The sequence below is a fragment of the Collimonas sp. NPDC087041 genome, assembly GCF_044745265.1.
In the GTDB taxonomy this organism is placed as follows: domain Bacteria; phylum Pseudomonadota; class Gammaproteobacteria; order Burkholderiales; family Burkholderiaceae_D; genus Collimonas.
Window position 1 is genome coordinate 79,631 of the sequence record NZ_JBIUZX010000001.1, and the last position, 19,694, is coordinate 99,324.

At 56.7% G+C, this 19,694-nt stretch carries 15 protein-coding genes and 1 pseudogene; 8 read left to right on the forward strand and 8 right to left on the reverse strand.

Annotation, left to right across the window (positions count from 1 at the left end; genetic code table 11):
• Nucleotides 1-5: 5 nt before the first annotated feature.
• The gene (locus tag ACIPF8_RS00395; RefSeq protein ID WP_400416417.1) at nucleotides 6-359 is read left to right on the forward strand and encodes a DUF192 domain-containing protein; all 354 of its coding nucleotides are present in this window, start codon (nucleotides 6-8) and stop codon (nucleotides 357-359) included.
• Between the two features lie 125 nt (nucleotides 360-484).
• Here ACIPF8_RS00395 and lnt read toward each other — a convergent pair.
• Nucleotides 485-1,954 (reverse strand): annotated as a pseudogene (gene lnt, locus ACIPF8_RS00400) (apolipoprotein N-acyltransferase); the annotation flags it as partial.
• A gap of 360 nt (nucleotides 1,955-2,314) precedes the next feature.
• Between lnt and ACIPF8_RS00405 the strand changes: the two are divergent.
• The 5 genes from ACIPF8_RS00405 (at nucleotide 2,315) to ACIPF8_RS00425 (ending at nucleotide 7,600) form a co-directional block, all read left to right on the forward strand.
• The gene (locus ACIPF8_RS00405) at nucleotides 2,315-2,983 is read left to right on the forward strand and encodes a response regulator transcription factor (RefSeq protein ID WP_400416420.1); all 669 of its coding nucleotides are present in this window, start codon (nucleotides 2,315-2,317) and stop codon (nucleotides 2,981-2,983) included.
• Entirely contained in the window at nucleotides 2,980-4,368 is a 1,389-nt protein-coding gene (locus tag ACIPF8_RS00410; protein WP_400416423.1) for a sensor histidine kinase, read from the forward strand. The genes ACIPF8_RS00405 and ACIPF8_RS00410 overlap by 4 nt, the downstream gene beginning before the upstream one ends.
• Before the next feature lie 117 nt (nucleotides 4,369-4,485).
• The gene (locus ACIPF8_RS00415) at nucleotides 4,486-5,862 is read left to right on the forward strand and encodes a pyridoxal-phosphate dependent enzyme (protein ID WP_400416425.1); all 1,377 of its coding nucleotides are present in this window, start codon (nucleotides 4,486-4,488) and stop codon (nucleotides 5,860-5,862) included.
• Nucleotides 5,859-7,058 carry a trans-sulfuration enzyme family protein gene (locus tag ACIPF8_RS00420; RefSeq protein ID WP_400416427.1) on the forward strand — a complete coding sequence of 400 codons (1,200 nt, stop codon included), beginning with the start codon at nucleotides 5,859-5,861 and terminating at the stop codon, nucleotides 7,056-7,058. The genes ACIPF8_RS00415 and ACIPF8_RS00420 overlap by 4 nt, the downstream gene beginning before the upstream one ends.
• Complete coding sequence (locus ACIPF8_RS00425) at nucleotides 7,055-7,600, forward strand: tetratricopeptide repeat protein (RefSeq protein ID WP_400416429.1); 546 nt, start codon at nucleotides 7,055-7,057, stop codon at nucleotides 7,598-7,600. The genes ACIPF8_RS00420 and ACIPF8_RS00425 overlap by 4 nt, the downstream gene beginning before the upstream one ends.
• A 97-nt stretch (nucleotides 7,601-7,697) precedes the next feature.
• Here the strand turns inward: ACIPF8_RS00425 and ACIPF8_RS00430 are convergent, their stop codons facing one another.
• Both ACIPF8_RS00430 and ACIPF8_RS00435 read right to left on the reverse strand, forming a co-directional pair.
• A complete protein-coding gene (locus ACIPF8_RS00430) occupies nucleotides 7,698-9,521 on the reverse strand; it encodes a M4 family metallopeptidase (protein ID WP_400416432.1) in 1,824 nt (607 codons plus the stop codon).
• A 545-nt stretch (nucleotides 9,522-10,066) separates the two neighbouring features.
• A complete protein-coding gene (locus ACIPF8_RS00435) occupies nucleotides 10,067-11,872 on the reverse strand; it encodes a M4 family metallopeptidase (RefSeq protein WP_400416434.1) in 1,806 nt (601 codons plus the stop codon).
• Nucleotides 11,873-12,347: 475 nt separating this feature from the next.
• Here ACIPF8_RS00435 and ACIPF8_RS00440 point away from each other — a divergent pair, with 475 nt between their 5' ends.
• A complete protein-coding gene (locus ACIPF8_RS00440) occupies nucleotides 12,348-12,926 on the forward strand; it encodes a hypothetical protein (RefSeq protein WP_400416436.1) in 579 nt (192 codons plus the stop codon).
• Nucleotides 12,927-12,941: 15 nt separating this feature from the next.
• Here ACIPF8_RS00440 and ACIPF8_RS00445 read toward each other — a convergent pair whose 3' ends face one another.
• Nucleotides 12,942-13,862, reverse strand: a complete 921-nt coding sequence (locus ACIPF8_RS00445; protein WP_400416438.1) for a LysR family transcriptional regulator — start codon at nucleotides 13,860-13,862, stop codon at nucleotides 12,942-12,944.
• A 134-nt stretch (nucleotides 13,863-13,996) separates the two neighbouring features.
• Here ACIPF8_RS00445 and metE point away from each other — a divergent pair, with 134 nt between their 5' ends.
• A complete protein-coding gene (metE, locus tag ACIPF8_RS00450; RefSeq protein ID WP_400416441.1) occupies nucleotides 13,997-16,285 on the forward strand; it encodes a 5-methyltetrahydropteroyltriglutamate--homocysteine S-methyltransferase in 2,289 nt (762 codons plus the stop codon).
• 138 nt (nucleotides 16,286-16,423) lie between these two features.
• Here metE and ACIPF8_RS00455 read toward each other — a convergent pair whose 3' ends face one another.
• From ACIPF8_RS00455 to ACIPF8_RS00470, 4 genes are all read right to left on the reverse strand, one after another.
• Nucleotides 16,424-17,002 carry an ATP-dependent Clp protease proteolytic subunit gene (locus ACIPF8_RS00455; RefSeq protein WP_400416443.1) on the reverse strand — a complete coding sequence of 193 codons (579 nt, stop codon included), beginning with the start codon at nucleotides 17,000-17,002 and terminating at the stop codon, nucleotides 16,424-16,426.
• A gap of 134 nt (nucleotides 17,003-17,136) precedes the next feature.
• Nucleotides 17,137-17,946 (reverse strand): MetQ/NlpA family ABC transporter substrate-binding protein, encoded by an 810-nt coding sequence (locus tag ACIPF8_RS00460; RefSeq protein WP_400416445.1) that lies wholly within the window; start codon nucleotides 17,944-17,946, stop codon nucleotides 17,137-17,139.
• A gap of 42 nt (nucleotides 17,947-17,988) precedes the next feature.
• Nucleotides 17,989-18,648: a methionine ABC transporter permease gene (locus ACIPF8_RS00465; protein WP_400416447.1), complete on the reverse strand. Its 660-nt coding sequence runs from the start codon at nucleotides 18,646-18,648 to the stop codon at nucleotides 17,989-17,991.
• Complete coding sequence (locus ACIPF8_RS00470) at nucleotides 18,648-19,694, reverse strand: methionine ABC transporter ATP-binding protein (protein WP_400416449.1); 1,047 nt, start codon at nucleotides 19,692-19,694, stop codon at nucleotides 18,648-18,650. Before ACIPF8_RS00470 ends, ACIPF8_RS00465 begins: the two co-directional genes overlap by 1 nt.

Here is a 19,694-nt window from a genome sequence, read left to right on the forward strand (position 1 = left end):
AGGTTATGGTTCCAACTTTGCATATATCGATAGCGCGCAATCTGTGGACCCGGGCCGTGGGACTATTGAGCCGACGCAGCCTTGCCGACAATGAGGCGCTGCTGATTATTCCTTGCCCCAGTATTCACACCTGGTTCATGCGCTTTTCCATTGACGCTGTATTCCTCGATAAGGCCGGGGTGGTGACGCATGTCGTTGAAAAAATCGGCCCCTGGCGCTTTGTTTATGGGAAGCGTGCTTATTCTTGCCTTGAGCTGAGTGCCGGCACGGCGCGACGGCTGGATTTTCGGGTCGGGCAGCAATTTTCTGCACTGGCTGGATCGTTGAAGGTCGATAAGTTGCAACTTGACCTTTCTTAGGCGGGCAGCCGGGTCCGAGATCGAAAGTGTCGCCAGCCGGCAAGCAGAATTGCCAGCGCCGAGATCAGCAATATCGGCGCATTCCCCGTGCGCATGAACGGTGTTGCACCGTCGCGCAGCCTGACCTCGGCATCGAGCGTTGCCGCCATGTCCTGTGGCAATGCGTCTTGAATCACGCCGTGCTGATCAATGATCGCAGTAACGCCAGTATTTGACGCTTGCATGAACCATCGCCCGGTTTCCAGGGCGCGCATTTGTGCCGCTTGCAGATGTTGTTCGGGAGCGAATGAATGGGCGAACCAGGCAAAATTCGAGATATTTAATAGTATCTCTGCCTCGCCGGCCTTGCGTGCAATGGCGGTGTCAAACAAATCTTCGTAACAGATGCTCAAGCCGATTTTTCCCTTTGGAATGGCCAGCATTTTCTGATTTTCCGAGCCGGCAGCCAATGCGCTGAAGTTGATATTGAGCAGAGGTCCAATCCACTTGGCGCCGTTAGGAAAATACTCGCCGAAGGGCAGCAGATGTTCTTTGTCGTAGCGATAGGCGGGAGCGGCAATACCCGTTTGCGGCTTGACGACAATAACGCTGTTGGTTTCCCGATATTGAGATTCGTTCAAGCCGCGATTCGCGATGACTGTGCCGACAACAATCGCGGTGGCGCGCGCATCGGCGATCATTTGAAAGGCAGTCCTGACATTGTCGGGCATGCTGTTCCACTCAATTGGGAACGCGGTTTCTGGCAAGACCGTCAGGTCTGCGGTGCTGTTGGCGGCAAAATTGACGTAGGTTGCTACTGAATTTTTTAGTCCCGTGATTGAGAATTTTTCCATCTGGGGAAGGTTTCCCTGCAGCAGCCGTACTGTCATGCTGCGCCCACTGTCCCTGTTCCACTCAACTGCCGACAGCAATCGGCCGCTGCCCACGATGGCCAGCAGGCACAACAACGGCATTGCGATACTGCGCAATTGCCATTTTCCTGGCTTGCATCTCAACAGACATTGGGCGAGCAGTGCGGCTGCGAATGCGCTGATAAAGCTTAGACCGTAGACACCGACGACAGGTGCGAATCCGGTGAGAGGGCCAGTGGTCTGGGTATAGCCGGTTGTTAGCCAGGGAAAGCCGCCGAACAGATTGCCGCGCAACCATTCCGAACAGGTCCATATGCCAGCGCCGGCGCTGGCGATTAACATCGGTTTTCCGCGTCCGTTGACTAATCCTTGCTGCAGCAAAGCGATAACGGCGGCGGCGCATGCCGGGAATATGCTCAGGTAAAGCAGCAAGCAGAGCAGCAGTGCTGCGGATAGCAAGGGACCGGCATCGGAGAATGCATACAGGCCGGTATAGATCCACCAAAGGCCAACGCTGAACCAGCCCAGGCCAAAACAGAGCCCCAGCAGCATGCCAAGCCGCGGACGACAATCGTGCAGCAACGCAAAGAAGCCGGCCAGGCAATACGGAGCGAACCACCACGCATAGGTCGGCGCGAAGGACAGCGTCAAAGAAATACCGAATATGGCCGCCAGGCCGCATTTAAACAGGGTATGGAGCTGCCAGGATAGTACTTTTTTCCGGATTTTTGGGTGGGCTTGCAAGGTCTGTATGTGCTTTTATGACGGCGGCGGAATAGATGATCCGGCAACTGGCCAGGAGTAAGAAATGGCAATGCTCGATACAGTCTGGATGGTACCCTAAGGCAACATCATAGGGTGTAGATGGTGCTGAGTTTATGTTGAAAATTTTCATTGCAGATGAAGCGATGAATGGCCAGCGGAAGTCCTGGTGATGAACTTTTGGTTTGCTTATCAATTCAGTCAGCTGCAATTGAGCCAACGCAAGTCTGCAGCTACCGATTAAAATTAGCGCTAACTTATTGAAACTTAAAATAAAAGCAAGATCGACCGATGAGAAATAAGGTCGGGCCTGCGATGGCTTTCAGGATTGGTGAAGTAAAAATGCATATTCTTCTGGTGGAAGACGATTCGGTCCTGGCAGACGGGATTTTGCGCATTTTCCGCGGCCATGGGATGGTGGTCGACGTGGTACAGAACGGCAATGAGGCCGATGCACTGTTGCAGCGTACGGAAATTTCCGTGGTGGTGCTGGATATCGGCCTGCCTGGCATCGACGGTTTCGAGGTGATCCGGCGCCTGCGCGCACGCGGCAGCCAGGTGCCGGTGCTGTTGCTGACAGCGCGCGATTCGGTGCAGGATCGGGTGTATGGCCTGGAGCTGGGGGCCGACGATTATCTGGTCAAGCCGTTCGCTACACAGGAGCTGGTGGCGCGGGTGCGGGCGCTGCTGCGCCGTAGTGCGCCGCAGCCGCTGGAGATGCATCTCGGTGGACTGTCGCTGAATACGTCTTCACGCCGCGCAAAGATCAATGGCAAGGTTATCGACCTTTCGGTGCGCGAGTGGGCAGTGCTGGAATATTTGTTGCAGCAAGCTTCGCGGGTGGTGTCGCGCCAGCAGATCATCGATGCCATCCTGCCATGGGGGGCGGAACTGACGTTGAACGCGGTGGAAGTCTATATATCCCGAATCCGCCTGAAGATTGCTGATGCCGGGATCGAGATCCGCACTATCCGCGGCTTTGGCTACATGCTGGAAAAAGTCGATTCATGAGCATGCCGAGTATCCGCATCAGCTTGCTGAAGTGGCTGATCGTGCCGCTGCTGATCGTCAATCTGATTGGCGCCGGCCTGACTTATTGGATGGCCTGGATACCGGCTCAGATTGCGTTCGACCAAAGCCTGGCGGACGCGGGTTGGGCGATGATCCCGCGCTTGCATGAAGCCGGCGGAGAAGTCGAGATCGATCTGACGAAGCAAGCCGAGCAGGTCTTGCGGGTCGATCATTTCGACGCCATTTTCCTGGTGGTGCGCGACCGGCAAGGAAAATTGCTGGCTGGCGATGGCGATTTTCCGGCATTGCCCCAACGCGAAGAGCTGAACGACCCGACGCCGTACGACGGCGTCATGCGCGGCGAACCGGTGCGCATCGTGGCCTTGAAAACCATGATTGGCAACCAGCCGGTTTTTATCGGCGTGGCCGAAACCCTGCGCAAGCGCATGCATATCCGTTCGGTGATTTTCCTGGCGTTGGCGTTACTGGAAGGCGTGCTGGCGATGGTCCTGATTGCCGCGATCTGGCTGGCGGTGAGCAAGGGTTTACTGCCGTTGAAGAAAATGAAAGGCGATTTGAATGCGCGCAGTCGCGACGACCTGTCGGCACTGAATGAACAGGATGTGCCGTTGGAATTGCGGCCTGTGGTCAAGGCTATCAACGGCTTGCTGGACAAGGTGCAGCTGGACGCCAAGGCGCAACAGAGTTTTCTCGCCAATGTCGCGCATCAGTTGCGTACACCATTGGCGGGGTTTCGCACACAGCTGGAATGGCTGTTGCAAAAGCACGCCGATGAACCGGAAAGTGCACATTCGATCACCCTGATGGCGTCGTCGACCGAGAGGATGATTCGCCAAACCAACCAGTTGCTCACGCTGGCACGGGCCGAACCGGCCAAATTCGAGAAAGAACGCTTGCGCGTGGTGGAACTCAACAAGTTGATCGAGGAATCGGTCCAGCATTTTGTGGAAGAGGCGCACAAGAAGAATATCGATCTCGGTTTCAATTTGCAGCCGACGCGGGTGATGGGCGATCATTTTCTGTTGCGCGACTTGATCGATAATCTGATCGACAATGCAATTCGTTATACCCCGCACAACGGCACGGTGACTGTCAGTTCGCTGCACGGCAAGGACGGCGGCATATTCTCGGTAGAAGATTCCGGCCCCGGGATCGCGCCTTCCGAGCAAGAGCTGATCTTCGACCGTTTCCACCGGCTCGACGACAGCGTCGCCGGCAACGGCCTGGGACTGTCGATTGTGCGCGACATCACCAAGGATCACGGAGCCAGGATCAGCGTCGAATCCGCGGCATCCGGCGGCACGATTTTCTCGGTATATTTTCCGTTTCCTATCCTGGGCGCTCCCTCAAAATTGCCGCCTTGAGCTACCTGGTCGGCACACTGCATTCTTTTTCGCGGACCTGATAAGATAGCCCGACATGTCGTCTGATGCATCCAGGCAGCGATAGTGCTGTCGATTTTCTAACAGGAAGATCTGCTCATGAACTTGTCTAGCCGTCCCGCAGTGCTGGAATTGATCGGCAATACGCCGTTGATTGAAGTGACGCGTCTCGATACCGGTCCTTGCCAGTTGTTTCTCAAGCTCGAATCGCAAAACCCTGGAGGTTCGATCAAGGATCGCATCGGTTTGTCGATGATCGATGCGGCCGAAAAAGAAGGGCTGTTGCAACCCGGCGGCGTGGTGATCGAAGCAACCGCCGGCAATACCGGCCTCGGCCTGGCATTGGTGGCTTGTGCCAAAGGTTATCGGGTGATCCTGGTGGTGCCGGATAAAATGTCGACGGAAAAAATCCAGCACCTGAAAGCATTAGGTGCAGAAGTTCACATGACGCGTTCCGATGTCGGCAAAGGTCATCCGGAGTATTACCAGGACTACGCGGCCAGGTTGGCGCGCGAAATGCCGGGCGCCTTTTATGCTGATCAATTCAATAATCCGAACAATCCGCTGGCCCATGAGCGCAGCACCGGCCCTGAAATCTGGGAGCAGTGCCAGCATCGGCTTGACGCCATCGTCTGCGGCGTCGGCTCGGCCGGCACGTTGACCGGGTTGACCCGTTTTTTCCGCAAGGTGCAGCCGCAGCTGGAATTCGTCCTGGCCGATCCGAAGGGCTCGATCCTGGCCGAATATGTCAAGAGCGGCCAGCTGGATACGCCGCCCGGCTCTTGGGCGGTGGAGGGCATCGGCGAAGATTTTATTCCATCGATCGCCGATCTCTCCGGCGTCAAGCATGCTTACACGATCAGCGATGAAGAAAGCTTTCGCAGCGCGCGCGAACTGGTGCGCGCCGAAGGCATTCTCGGCGGCTCGTCGACCGGCACCTTGCTGGCAGCGGCGTTGCGCTATTGCCGCGAACAGACGACGCCGAAGCGGGTGGTGAGCATCGTCTGCGACACTGGAACGCGTTATCTGTCGAAGGTCTATAACGATAACTGGATGATCGACCAGGGCTTGTTGAAGCGCGAATTGTTTGGCGATTTGCGCGATATCATCGGCCGCCGCTTTGCTGAGGGCAGCGTCATCAGCGTAGCCCCGAACGATACCTTGATGACTGCTTTCAACCGCATGCGCAGCGCCGAGATTTCACAACTGCCGGTGATAGAAGGGCAACTTGTGAGCGGCATTATCGACGAATCCGATTTGCTGCTGAAGGTTGCCGCCGACACCGCCCATTTCTCCGAGCCAGTCAGCAACACCATGACGCGTGCGATCGAAAAACTGGCGCCCGATGCCGGTATCGATGCATTGCGCAACACGCTCGACCGTGGCCTGGTTGCCATCGTCGCAGACAGCCAGCAATTTTATGGCTTGATTACCCGTTTCGATTTACTTAACCATTTGCGCAGGAGTCTGTCATGAGTAAAAATAACGATATTGAACCGGAAAGCAACCTGCATTTCGCCACGCGCGTGATCCACGCCGGACAATCACCCGATCCAAGCACCGGCGCCATCATGCCGCCGATCTATGCCACCTCGACTTTCGTGCAGCAAAGCCCCGGCGTGCACAAAGGCCTCGATTATGGCCGTTCGCACAATCCGACACGCTGGGCGCTGGAACGTTGCGTGGCCGATCTGGAAGAGGGATCGCAAGGGTTTGCGTTTGCCTCCGGCATGGCTGCTGCGGCGACGGTGCTCGAACTGCTCGATAGCGGCGCCCACGTGGTCGCCGGCGACGATCTGTATGGCGGCACCTACCGCCTGTTTGAACGTGTGCGCCGGCGCAGCGCCGGGCTGTCGTTCAGCTTCGTCAACCTGACCAATCCCGACAACCTGCTGGCGGCCCTGCGGCCGGACACCAAGATGGTCTGGGTCGAAACGCCGACCAACCCGATGCTCAAGTTGGCCGACCTGGCGGCGATCGCCAAGATATGCCGTGAGCGCGGCATCATCGCGGTGGCCGACAATACGTTCGCCAGCCCGATGGTGCAGCGACCGCTCAGTTTCGGCTTCGACGTGGTGGTGCATTCGACTACCAAGTATTTGAACGGCCATTCCGACATCATCGGCGGCATCGCCGTGGTTGGACGTGAAGCGCGCCAGGCGGAGTGGCGTGAGCGGCTGGCGTTCCTGCAGAATTCTGTCGGCGCAATCGCCGGGCCGTTCGACAGTTTCCTGGCTCTGCGCGGCGTCAAGACACTGGCGTTGCGGGTGGAACGGCATTGTGAAAATGCGATGGAACTGGCCGGCTGGCTGGAGAGTTTGCCGGAGGTGGCGCGGGTTCATTACCCAGGCCTGCGTTCGCATCCGCAGCACGAACTGGCGCAACGGCAGATGCAAGGTTACGGCGGCATCATCTCGGTTGACCTGAAGACCGATCTTGCAGGCGCCAGGCGCTTCCTTGAACATTGCGAAATTTTTGCGCTAGCCGAAAGCCTCGGCGGTGTCGAAAGCCTGATCGAACATCCTGCCATCATGACCCACGCAACCATTCCGGCCGAACACCGGGCAACACTTGGCATCAGCGATTCATTGGTGCGGTTGTCAGTCGGGGTTGAAAATATCGCTGATCTGAAAAGCGATTTGCGCCGTGCGCTGGCAGCGATCAACGCATGAATGATGGCGCCGTAAATTGGGAAGAGCGTATCGCCGCGTTGTGGCGGCAGATCGATGCAATGGAGGCCGCGCAGTTCGTTGCGGCGATCGATGCGCTGGCGGCGGAACGGCCGGCCGCTGACGCTGCCGCCTTGTTCGAGCGCGCCTGCGCTCGAGACAGCGTCGGTTTCGAGTCTGGCGCGGAAGGTTTCTATCGGGCTGCGCTGGCCGCCGGACAGTTGGATCCGTATCGCCAGGCGCGCGCCTCGATACAGCTTGGCAGCACATTGCGGATCCTGGGGCAATTGGATGAAAGCGAGCGTCTCCTTGCCGTTCAGCTTGATCGCTACGCGCAAACGGGGTACGGCAAGGCGTTGTACGACGAAACCCGGGCTATCCTGGCGCTCACCTATCTGGCGCAGGGGCGAGCCGTCGAAGCGGCTTGCCTGGCACTGGAAACACTGGCGCCGCATTTGTCGCGGTATCAGAGGTCGGTGGCGGGAAACGCCTTGGAAATCCGCAACGCTGCGCTCATCGATGCGCAGCGTAGACCTCTTCCTTAGTCACGGTCATTGCAGCGGCAAAGGGATTTTTCGTTTGTGAGGCAGAGCCCCATCCAATTGCAACGGCAACCGGATGGGTTTTTTTTGTTTCTAGTGCTTATTGATAATTGGCCACCAGCGTAGCGCCAGTGATCGCATGAACTGCTTTTAACAGCAGATAGTAGGTGCCTGCCGCAGGCGCGCCGATTGTGATGTTTTCTGTATTGCCGAAGTTGTCGGATCTCGCATCCCACCAAAGAGTGGTTGGCGTTTCGCCCAGCTTGACGAAGATGTCGCCATCGCCAGTGCCGCCTGACAACCGGAAGCTGAGGTTGCTAGCGCCGGCTGGAACGACGAAGCTATAGACGTTGCTGGCGCCTTCGGACATTGTAAGGTTGTTGATGGCAACACCTTTGACTAGGCTACTCCCGCCGCCACCACCGTTGGTACTGCAAATGACGCCGACCACGCTAAATGCTGCGGTGACATCGGCAACCTTGTAACCACGGTTGGCCGCAGCCTTTTCGACGCCGCAAGCGCCATCGTTGAAGGTGCTGTTGGCGGTCCAGTACAGGCGATTGGCGTCGACCATTACCTCAAAGGCCTTGCGCGTGCTCCAGCCAGCTGTGGTGGCGAGCAGGTAGAACGCCTTGTTGTAGATGCCGCTGCTGTAATGGACATCCAGGTTGTTGGTGTAATTCCGTACGTGATCGATGGAAACGCCATCCTGCGGGGGATTGTTCATGTAGCGCAACGATCCGTTTCCTTTCATGACATCGGCGCCAAACAGGAAATTGTTGCTGCCCTTCATGTACACTTTCACGGCCTCGCCGGCCATGTCGGAAAAAGCCTCGTTCATGCCACCCGACATGCCGCTATAGACCAGACCGGAATTCTGCTCGGTGAAGCCATGGCTGGCCTCATGGCCAACCATGTCGAGGGTGACCCAAGGATAGGAATAGCTGCCGCCGTCGCCGAATTGCATCGATTGTCCATCCCAATATGCATTTTGCACATTGAGCCCGTAATGTACTTTCATAAATAACGTTTGATTGATCGGGCGCAAATTGAACCAGTCACGGTACATGTTGAAGACGACATTGCCGAAGTAATGCGCGTCGTTGAGCGGCGAGAAGGCGCCATTGACCAACTTGTAGGTATTGCGCGGGCAAGCGAAGCGAAACGGTGCATCACCGCTAACAGCGTTTCTTAGATCGACTGTAATCACGTTGGGCGTCACCATGGTGCAATTGTCGTCGACGATCAGCGGTCCGTATTGCACGCCGTATTCATACTGCCCGGTTTTTGCGTTGCCGCCGGGGCCTTGCGCATCGCGGTGCGCCATGCCTTCCCATTGCTTGAGTACAGCGCCGGTATTGGCATCGATCATGTAAAACGGACGGCTCGGTTTGGTGGCGCTGGTGTTGATGAATGACACCAGGTAGGTCAGTTGCGCGACATTGTTGCGTCCGAGCTGGACATACAGCTTGGCCTGCTCGTTCTCTGTAGCGGTAGCGCCGGCAAGTGACTTGGCTTGTCGCAGTACGTCGGCTTCTGAATAGACTGGTTTGGCGCTCGCCAGATCCTGTTCGATATTGCTGATCAATGCACCGGACATGGACGGTTGCGCCTGCGTGACCGTACGATGTTCGACAATGCTTTCATTCCACACAGGCACTCCCTGGAAATACTGCTGGTAACGTGTTACCACCTTGCCGTTGGCATATTTCTGGCTACGTACGGGTTTCATGTCGTCGCTGCCTAAGCCGACAAAATCCTGGGCGGTGGGCGCTGCATTGAGTTTCGCACTGCCGATTTGCGGCTTGTAATTTTCGAGGTTGATGCGGTCTGCTGCGATGGCGCTTGAACTCGCCGCGCATGCTGTCGTGACGAGCAAAGCCAGAAGGGAAGTGCCGCTGACAGGGGGTAATGCAAATTTCATGATATCTCGCTATAAAAACTATCTAAATAAATACGGAAATAAACCAAATGCCTCAAACAAAAAAGACCGGGTTCTTAGAGCGTCGACCATGCGCATCGCAAGGTCCGGTAGCGCGTCATGACGACGAATGCCAGACCCGCAACGCGGCGGGTAGCTGCTATTTTTAAGAAGACGAGATGCGTTTCATTTGTGAAAAAATGTGGAGATTGGAAAATGAAACGCGTGCGACACGCCGGACTTTTATTGCGCTGAGGCAATCCGTAGTTTTAACCGTTTTGACGAGAAGAAATTTTTAATCTGGCGTATTTAAGAAATGCCTTGCGGCAAAAAATGGCTGTCCGTATTTGGAGCGTTTTGAGGAGGGACGGGTGATTGTTTTCTTGCTGACCAGGTAAGTGTAAGAGGCAATAAAACTCGGATGGAGTGCTGTTTTACAAACGATCGTCTCGACACGTTGATATGAGCTTGCCACTGTATCCATGTCGCTACGAATGATCGTCTCCCATCAATTCTTCAAGCAATTGATGGGAGTCTTTCCCGCTCGTTTACTGATAGTTTGCCACTAGCGATGCACCGCTCACTGCGCGATACGCATTCAGCAACAGGTAATAGGTTCCTGCTGCTGGCGCGCCTATTGTTACGCTTTCCGCATTGGTGCTGCCGTCGGATTTACCGTCATATGATGTGGTGGTGGGCGTTGCGCCCAATTTGACATAGATGTCGCCATCGCCGCTGCCGCCGGACAATTGGAAGCTGAGATTCCTGGCGCCGGCTGGAACGGTGATGTTGTAGACATTGCTGCCGCCGCTAGCCAGCGTGATGCCGTTGATCGGCACGCCCTTGACCAGCACATTGCCGGCGCTGGTGCTGCAGCTGACACCGACGCCATTGAATGCGGCTGTGACATCGGCGACCTTGTAGCCGCGGTTGGCGGCAGCTTTCTCGACACCGCAAGCGCCTTGGTTGAAGGTGCTGTTGGCAGTCCAGTACAGATGGTTGGCATCGGCCATCACTTCAAATGCTTTGCGGGTGCTCCAGCCGGATGTGGTCGCCAACAGGTAGAACGCCTTGTTGTAGACGCCGCTGCTGTAATGCACATCCAGGCTGCTGGAATAATTCCGGGCGTTGTCGATTGAACGGCCATCCTGGGTTGGATTGGCCATGTAACGCAGTGCTCCGCTACCCTTGAAGATATCGGTGCCGACCAGGAAATCGTTCTTGCCCTTCATGTAATTTTCCGCCGCTTCGCCGGCCATGTCGGAAAAGGCTTCGTTCATCCCGCCTGACATGCCGCTATACACCAGGCCTGAATTCTGTTCGGTGAAACCGTGGCTGATTTCATGGCCCGATACGTCCAATGCGACCAGCGGATAGAACGTGGTCGCGCCATCGCCAAAGTTCATCGCGCTGCCGTCCCAGAAAGCGTTTTCATAGTTATTGCCGTAGTGGACTTTCATGTACAGGGTTTGACTGATCGGGCGCAGGTTGAGCCATTCCTTGTACATGTTGAAGACAACGTTGCCGAAATAGTGGGCGTCGTTCAGCGGCGAGAAGGCGCCGTTGACCGCTTTGTAGGTGTTGCGCGGGCAGGTGAAATGAAACGGCGTGCTGCCGCTGCTGCCGTTTTGCAGATCGACGGTCACCACGTTGGTCGTGACCATGTTGCAGTTGCTGTCGACAACCAAGGGGCCGTATTTGCCGCCGGGCTGGTATTCATACTGCCCGGTCTTGGCATTGCCGCCCGGTCCGCTGGCGTCGTAATGTGTGATGCCTTCCCATTTTTTCAGGACGGCGCCGGTGTTGGCGTCAATGATGAAATACGGACGGCTGGGTTTCGCTGCGCTCTTGTCGACGAACGACACCACATAGATCAGCTGCGCCACATTGTTGTTGCCAAGCTGGATGTACAACTTGGCTTGTTCGTTCTCGGTAACCGCCGCGCGCGCAATCGATTTGGCTTGTTGCAGCACGTCTGCGGCTGTATAGACCGGCTTGGCGTTAGGCAGGTCGTTGTCGATATTGCGGATCAGGCTGCCGGACATGGCTGGTTGCGCCTGGGCCGCAGTACGTTGTTCGACGATGGCCTGATCCCACAGTGGCACGCCCTGGAAGTATTGCTGATAACGGGTGACGACCTTGCCGTTGGCATAGCTCTGGCTGCGCAGTGGTTTCAGTTCATCGCTGCTCAGCCCAAGAAAGGTTTGCGCCGTTACCGGCCCGGCTTGTTTTGCGAGGGAAGACTGCGGGACGTAGCTTTCAAGGTCAACTCGATCGGCCGCGATAGCGCCTGAGCTTGCGAGCAGCAGTAGTAAAAATAAAGGGGCTTCGACGTGGCGTAATGCTGGTTTCATGGAATCACACTCTCTTTCAAAGGATGCGTGGATATTTCATAAGATTGACCAGGTACTTTGCGGAGAAACACGACCGACCGACCCGGAGCGTCCACGGCACTTGGTCAAACGATCGATTGCAACGAAACGTTCGAACTGTTGTCACTGATTCAGTGAGTACAAAGCGCTGTTGACGATTGAGGTGGCGACGATGAATTTCACAAATTTAAATACGCAATTAAAGTTACGTATTGTTACAAAGTGAAATGCCATGCGGCAACATACAAGAAATTTTGTTGTCGAAATAGCTGGTATTTCTTACAGGGAATTTTGCTGTGGGGATTGGCCGGCAGATGCCGAAGCGGCGCGCCGACACGGGTATCCCACGCGACATTGCTGCGGCGTGGCTGGATAATGGCAAGAAACGCTAAGGAAAGCGCAGTTTTGCCGACGTATAATTATGAAATTACAAGACTTTTCGTTGACGGGGGAAAAAATGACAATTAAATCTGTGCTTGCCATCCTTGCTTGCGGTGCGTTCACCGTCTGCGCCGCAGATCCTTATGACAACGGCTATGCACCATACCAGCCTGCAGCACCTGGCTACTACGGTAATCCTCCGGCCCCCGCTTATGGCGGCTACGGTGGCTACGGCAATGCGCCGTCCTACGATGATCGTTATGGCGGCGACAATTGGACGCCACCCGGCAGCTATCGTGATTCCTGTCGCGACATTGTGGTACGGCGCGGCATGCTGGAAGCGACTTGCGGGAGCAATAATGGCGGCAGAAGAACGGCAATTCCATTGTCCTCATGCCGCAGCGGCAGTTTTGAAAACATCAACGGCAACCTGCAATGCATGGGCGGCGGTGGGCGCGACTACGGCCAGTCCAGCCGGGACGTGCCGCGCGGAAGTTACCTGCAATCCTGTTCGGAAATTCGCGTCAGGCGCGATGTACTCGAAGCCAACTGCGGCGCACCCGGTAATCGCCGAGTGCAATCGTCAGCGTCGTTGTCTTCCTGCAGAAGCGGTAGTTTCAGCAATATAAACGGCTATCTGCAATGCGACAGGTAATCGCATTGAGTGTAATCAAAGTAGATCCACACTCAGCAAATTCACATAACAACTCTCACGCGTAGTGCTGACAAAATCGACCAGGTACGGTTGTTGCGACATCTCCGGCAGGCAGGCAGCGTATAAGCGTCCGGTCAGGCCGCCGGCGGTGATGCGTTTGGCCAGCACGTAGTCACGGGTCAGGTAATTTTGTGCGGCCCAGATTGGCAGGGTGGCGATGCCGCGGCGACTGGCTACCAGTTGCAGCATCGCTACCGTCAGTTCGGTGGTGCGGCGCGCAGTCTGGATGCCGGCCGGTTTCAAGACTTGGCGGACTACGTCGAGCATGTCGTCCGGCACCGGATAGGTAATCAGGGTGTCGCCGGCAAAATCTTCTGCTACCAGGTATTCCTTGCCTGCTAACGGATGATCATGGGCTACCAGCGCGACAATTTCAAAACTGAATAGGGCGTGATAGTCGACCTTTTCGTCGGGATCGACTTCGGCCACGATTGCCACATCAGCGCGATGTTCATACAGCAGGCCGACTGGATCGGCCTGGAAGCCTGAGACGATATCCAGCTCCACCTCCGGCCAGCGTTTGCGGAAGATGTCCATCGCCGGCATCAGCCAGTCGAAACAGGTATGACACTCCACCGCAATCCGTAATTGCCCCGCCACACCCTGCGCCATGCGCACCAGATCGCGTTCGCTTTCCGCCACTTGCGGCAATACCGCGTCGGCCAGTTTCAGCAGGCGTTCGCCGGCTGGCGTGAAGCGCACCGGTACCGATTTCCGTTCGAACAATGTCGTGCCATGGTGATCTTCCAGTTGCTTGATCTGATGCGACAGCGCTGACTGGGTGACGTTGAGCAGCGTTGCCGCACGCAACAGGTTGCCGGCTTCGCGCAGCGCGCGCAGGGTTTTCAGGTGGCGTAGTTCGAGTATGGATTGCATGGATGTTGTCGAAACAATCAACAAAATTGTTGTATGAGTAAAATTCAAGTTGAATCTGAATATTTATCGTTTGAATCATAATCCAAGCGGGCCCAACATGCGAGACATCGAATTTGTTTTTTATGGAGATAGAGATGGCCTTGGCACACGTATTAGGGTTCCCGCGCATTGGCGCCCACCGCGAACTGAAGTTTGCCCAGGAGGCGTTCTGGAAAGGCGCGTCCGATGAGGCGGCATTGCGCGCTACCGGCGCCACGCTGCGCGCCCGCCACTGGCAGGCGCAGGCCGATGCCGGCCTGGATTACGTCACCGTCGGCGATTTCGCCTGGTACGACCAGGTATTGGGCACGTTGGCATTGCTGGGCGCGATTCCAGGTCGCTTCGGCTTCGATTCGAAACGTCTGACCTTGGCCGATTACTTCACATTGGCGCGCGGCAGCAAGCAGCACTTCGCGATGGAAATGACCAAATGGTTCGACACCAATTATCACTATCTGGTGCCGGAGTGGACCGCCGACGTGCAATTCGATGGCGGCGTCGATTGGCTGCTGGATGAAATCAGCGAAGCGCGCGCTCTCGGCCATAAGGTCAAAGTGGCGCTGGTTGGTCCGCTGACACTGCTGTACCAGGGCAAGATCAAATCCGGGATTGCGCACAAGCTGGATTTGCTACCGAAGGTTGTGGCCGGCTACCAGCAATTGCTGAAGCGCCTGCAAATCGCCGGCATCGAGTCGGTGCAGATCGACGAGCCGATCCTGGCGCTGGAATTGGATGATGCCTGGCGCGACGCTTTCGTTCCGACTTATACGCAGTTGAGCGGCTCGGCGCCGGCCTTGCTGCTGACTACCTATTTCGGCGAAGTCAGCGACCATGCGGCGCTGTTGCGCTCGCTGCCGGTGGCCGGCATCCACCTGGATCTGGTGCGCGGCGCCGACCAGTTGGTGCAGTTTGCCGCCGATTGGCCACAAGACAAGGTATTGTCGCTGGGCGTGGTCGACGGCCGTAACTTGTGGCGTACCGACCTGGATCAGGTCCTGACCAAACTCAAACCTCTGCAAGCACAATTGGGCGATCGCTTGTGGGTCGGCTCCAGCTGCTCGCTGTTGCACGTTCCTGTTGATCTGGCCAACGAGCCCAAGCTGGACGACGAGTTGAAGAGTTGGCTGGCGTTCGCCACCCAAAAGCTGGCGGAAATCGTCGCAATCAAACAAGCCTTGAATGGCAATGCGACACAAGTCGAAGCGCAATTCGTGGCGTCGCGCGCGGCGCAGGCCAGCCGTCGCAGCTCGACGCGCATCCACAATCCATTGGTGCAAAAACGTTTGGCTGCAGTGACTGCCGCCGATGCCGAGCGCTCGGCCGGTTTCGAAGCACGTATCGCCAAACAGCAGGCCAAATGGCAGTTGCCGGCTTTCCCGACCACCACTATCGGCTCTTTCCCGCAGACCGCGGAAATCCGCCAGGCGCGCGCCGCCTACAAGCGTGGTGAAATCGGCCACCTGGATTACCTCGACAAAATGCGCGAAGAAATCCGCGTGGTCGTGGAAAAACAGGAGCAACTCGGCCTCGACGTGCTGGTGCACGGCGAGCCGGAGCGCAACGACATGGTCGAATATTTCGGCGAACAGTTGTGGGGTTACGCCTTCACCGCCAACGGCTGGGTACAAAGTTACGGCTCGCGTTGCGTCAAACCGCCAATCATCTACGGCGACGTGTATCGTCCAGAAGCGATGACAGTCGGCTGGAGCCAGTTCGCCCAGACCCTGACAACGAAGCCGATGAAGGGCATGCTGACCGGCCCGGTGACGATGCTGCAATGGTCGTTCGTACGCGACGATCAGCCGCGCGAAACCACCGCGCTGCAAATTGCGTTGGCATTGCGCGACGAAGTCTGCGACCTGGAAAAAGCCGATATCGGCATGATCCAGATCGACGAACCGGCGTTCCGCGAAGGCTTGCCGCTAAAGGCGCGCGACTGGCCGCATTACCTTGATTGGGCAGTGCGTGCCTTCAAGATCAGCGCCGCCGGCGTCGGCGATGAAACACAGATCCACACCCACATGTGCTATTCGGAGTTCAACGACATCCTGCCGTGGATTGCTGCGATGGATGCTGACGTCATCACCATTGAGACCTCACGTTCGGACATGGAGCTGCTGGACGGTTTCGGCCAATTCGCCTACCCGAACGATATCGGCCCAGGCGTCTACGACATCCACTCGCCGCGCGTACCGCAGGTCGACGAGATGGAGCGTCTGCTGCGCAAGGCGCGCGGTGTGATCCCGGATGCGCGTTTGTGGGTCAATCCGGATTGCGGCTTGAAGACACGCGCCTGGCCAGAGACTTATGAGGCGCTGGAGAACATGGTGCTGGCGGCAAAACGCCTGCGTCAGACAGTGGAGCAAGAGCGCAAAGCAGCTTGATTTTTAAGTGAGGTGGGCAGAAACCTGCTCGCCTTACTGAACTTCAGATGAAATGAAAGAGGGGGCGGGTAAATTATTTACTCGCCCCCTCTTGCCGTTAACCGATTACCAATGAAGCGACGGTAACACCTTGCTGCTTCAGGAAATTTCCTTGGCGCTAACGATGGATTTCGATACCAGGCCATACTCGATCGCTTCTGCTGCGGACATCCAGAAATCGCGGTCGATATCGGTCGTCACTTTTTCCAGTTTCTGTCCGGTTTCCTTGGCGATCAAGGCGCCGATGCGTTCGCGCACGCGGATGATTTCGCGCGCCTGGATCGCGATGTCCGAAGCCTGGCCGCCGACGCCGCCGCTTGGCTGATGGATCAGGAAGCGGGTGTTTTGCAGGCAGAAGCGCCGTTCCTTAGGGACCGACAAGAAAACATTGACTGCGGCGCTGCCGACCCAGCCGCTACCGATCATGTTGACCGGCGCATCGATGAAGCGGATGACGTCATGGATCACATCGCCGGATTCGACGTGGCCGCCTGGCGAACAGACCAGGAAATTGATCGGCGCCTTGGATTCGCCGGAGAGGGCGATCAATTGACGTACGATATCGCGCGCCACGGTGTCGTTGATCTGGCCGAACAGTAGCACGGTACGGGACTTGAACGCTTTCTCTTCCAGGAAGACGTCGCGCTGGGATGCATTGGTTTCCACTTTTTCTTCCATGATGTGCCTCTAAGGTGTTGGGGAATTCATTAATTGCAAAAGAGCCAGTGTAAACCAAAAAGCCCTCGCAAATTGAAATCGCGAGGGCTTCGTTTGTGATGGCTGTTTGACAGCCATCAGGGCAATTCTAACAATCAGAACGCAGGAACCACTGCGCCCTTGTATTTCTCTTCAATGAATTTCTTCACTTCCGGCGAGTTCAAGGCGATCGCCAGTTTCTTTATTGCCGCGCTGTCCTTGTTGTCTGGACGTGCTACCAGCAGGTTGGCGTATGGCGAGTTGGCATCTTCAATGAACAGCGAATCCTTGACCGGATTGAGTTTGGCTTCGATCGCATAATTGGTATTGATCAGGGCCAGGTCGACCTGGTTCAGCACGCGCGGCAGGGTTGCTGCTTCCAGTTCCTTGAATTTCAGATGCTTCGGGTTTTCGATGATGTCTTTTTGCGTCGCCGAGATATTGGTCGGATCCTTCAGCTTCAACAGACCTTGGCGCGACAGCAGCAGCAATGCACGGCCCGAATTCGATGGGTCGTTCGGGATGGCGACGGTGGCGCCATCAGGCAGGTCGGCCACTTTCTTGTACTTTGTCGAATAACCGGCGAACGGCTCGACGTGGACCTTGGTGATCACAACTTCGATATCGTTCTTGTGGTTCTTCTTGAACTCGTTCAGGTATGGCAGGTGCAGGAAAAAATTGCCGTCGACACGCTTTTCGTTGGTTTGGACGGCCGGCTGGATGTAGTCGGTGAATACCTTGACCTGCAGATCGACGCCTTCCTTGGCCAGGATCGGTTTGACGAATTCGAGGATTTCAGCGTGCGGCACAGGCGTGGCGGCGATCACCAGCTTGTCGACGGCTTGCGCCGGTGCGGCAGCGATCAGGCTGAAAGTAGAAAATGCGGCTGCTGCCAGTCCGAGTGAAAGTGAAAATTTGCGTGACATATAAACTCCCTGTTTAGATTTTAAGAACACAAGCTGCAAGAATTATTTACGCGTGAAATGCTGCACCAGCCGGTCGCCGGAGAACTGCAGCGCTTGCACCAGCACCACCAGTACGGCAACGGTGGTGACCATCACTTCGGTCTGGAAACGTTGATAACCGAAACGAATTGCCAGGTCGCCCAGTCCGCCGCCGCCGATCACGCCGGACATCGCCGCATATGACATCAGCGCAATGGCCGTCACGGTAGTCGCAGCGATCAGGCCGGGCAGCGCTTCCGGCAGCAGCGCGCCGAAAATGATCTGGCGTTTGCTGGCGCCCATGGCCTGGCAGGCTTCCACTACGCCGCGGTCGATTTCACGCAAGACGTTCTCCACCAGGCGCGCGAAGAATGGCGCGGTGCCGAGCACCAGCGGCGGAATTGCGCCCAGCACGCCGAGCGAGGTACCGACCAGCAGCACCGTGACCGGGATCATCACGATCAGCAAAATCAGGAATGGCACTGAGCGCAGTACGTTGACGATCAGCGACAGCACGCGGTAGATGCCGCGCTGTTCCAGCAACTGGCGCTTACCGGTGATGAACAGCAGGATCCCGAGCGGCAGGCCGAGCAGGATCGTGAACAGCAGGGAAAAGCCGGTCATGGCCAGGGTTTCCCAGGTGGCTTGCCAGATGTCGCTCCAGTCGATGAGAGAGAAGTCCATTATGCGAGCACCTCATGGCGGATATTGTGTTGATCGAGCGTCGTGAAGACTTGAGCGACATCGGCCGGCTCGCCACGCAACTCAACAAGCAGCTGACCATACGGCGTGTCCTTGATACGCGCGATAGTGCCTTGCAGGATGGTGATCAGGGCCGGCGTGGCAGCGGCGATGCTGCTCAGGATCGGCTGGTAAGTGATGTCGCCGACGTAGGTCAGACGCACAAGTTTTCCGCGCAACTGATCGATACCCGCCGTGCTGGACGACAATAGTGCAGTCTCCGCCGAAAACGGCGTGCTTTCGGCGACCATGCTTTGTGTCACCGCGTGTTGCGGATGCAGGAATACTTCAGCCACCTCGCCGGTTTCGACGATGCGGCCAGCTTCGATCACCGCGACGCGGTCGCAGATGTTGCGGATCACTTGCATCTCATGCGTGATCAGCACAATCGTCAAGCCGAGCTTGCGGTTGATGTCGAGCAGCAGGCGCAGGATGGCTTGCGTGGTTTCAGGATCGAGGGCCGAAGTGGCTTCGTCGCACAGCAGCAGGTGCGGCGTGTTGGCCAGCGCGCGGGCGATGCCGACGCGCTGTTTCTGGCCGCCGGACAATTGAGATGGGTATTTGTCGCGATGCTCGCTCAGGCCGACCAGGTCGAGCAATTCGGTGACGCGGGCGTGGCGTTGCTGTTGTGTGTACTTGCCGGTGATCTTCAGCGGCCAATCAATATTGGCGGCCACAGTTTTGGCGTTGAGCAGGTTGAAGTGCTGGAAGATCATGCCGATCCGCTGGCGCAGCCGGTGCAGGCCGTTATTGTCGAGCGCGGTGATGTCTTCGCCTTCGATCGATATGCTGCCGCTGGATGGCCGTTCCAACATGTTGAGGGTACGGATCAACGTACTCTTGCCGGCGCCGGAGCGGCCGATGATGCCGAATATTTCGCCTTTTTTGATATGCAGATTGATGTCGCTCAATGCGGCGACCGGAGTGTCGGCGCTCTTGGCATTGCGTTCCAGCGGGTAGGTTTTATGCAGGTGCTCGATGCGAATCAC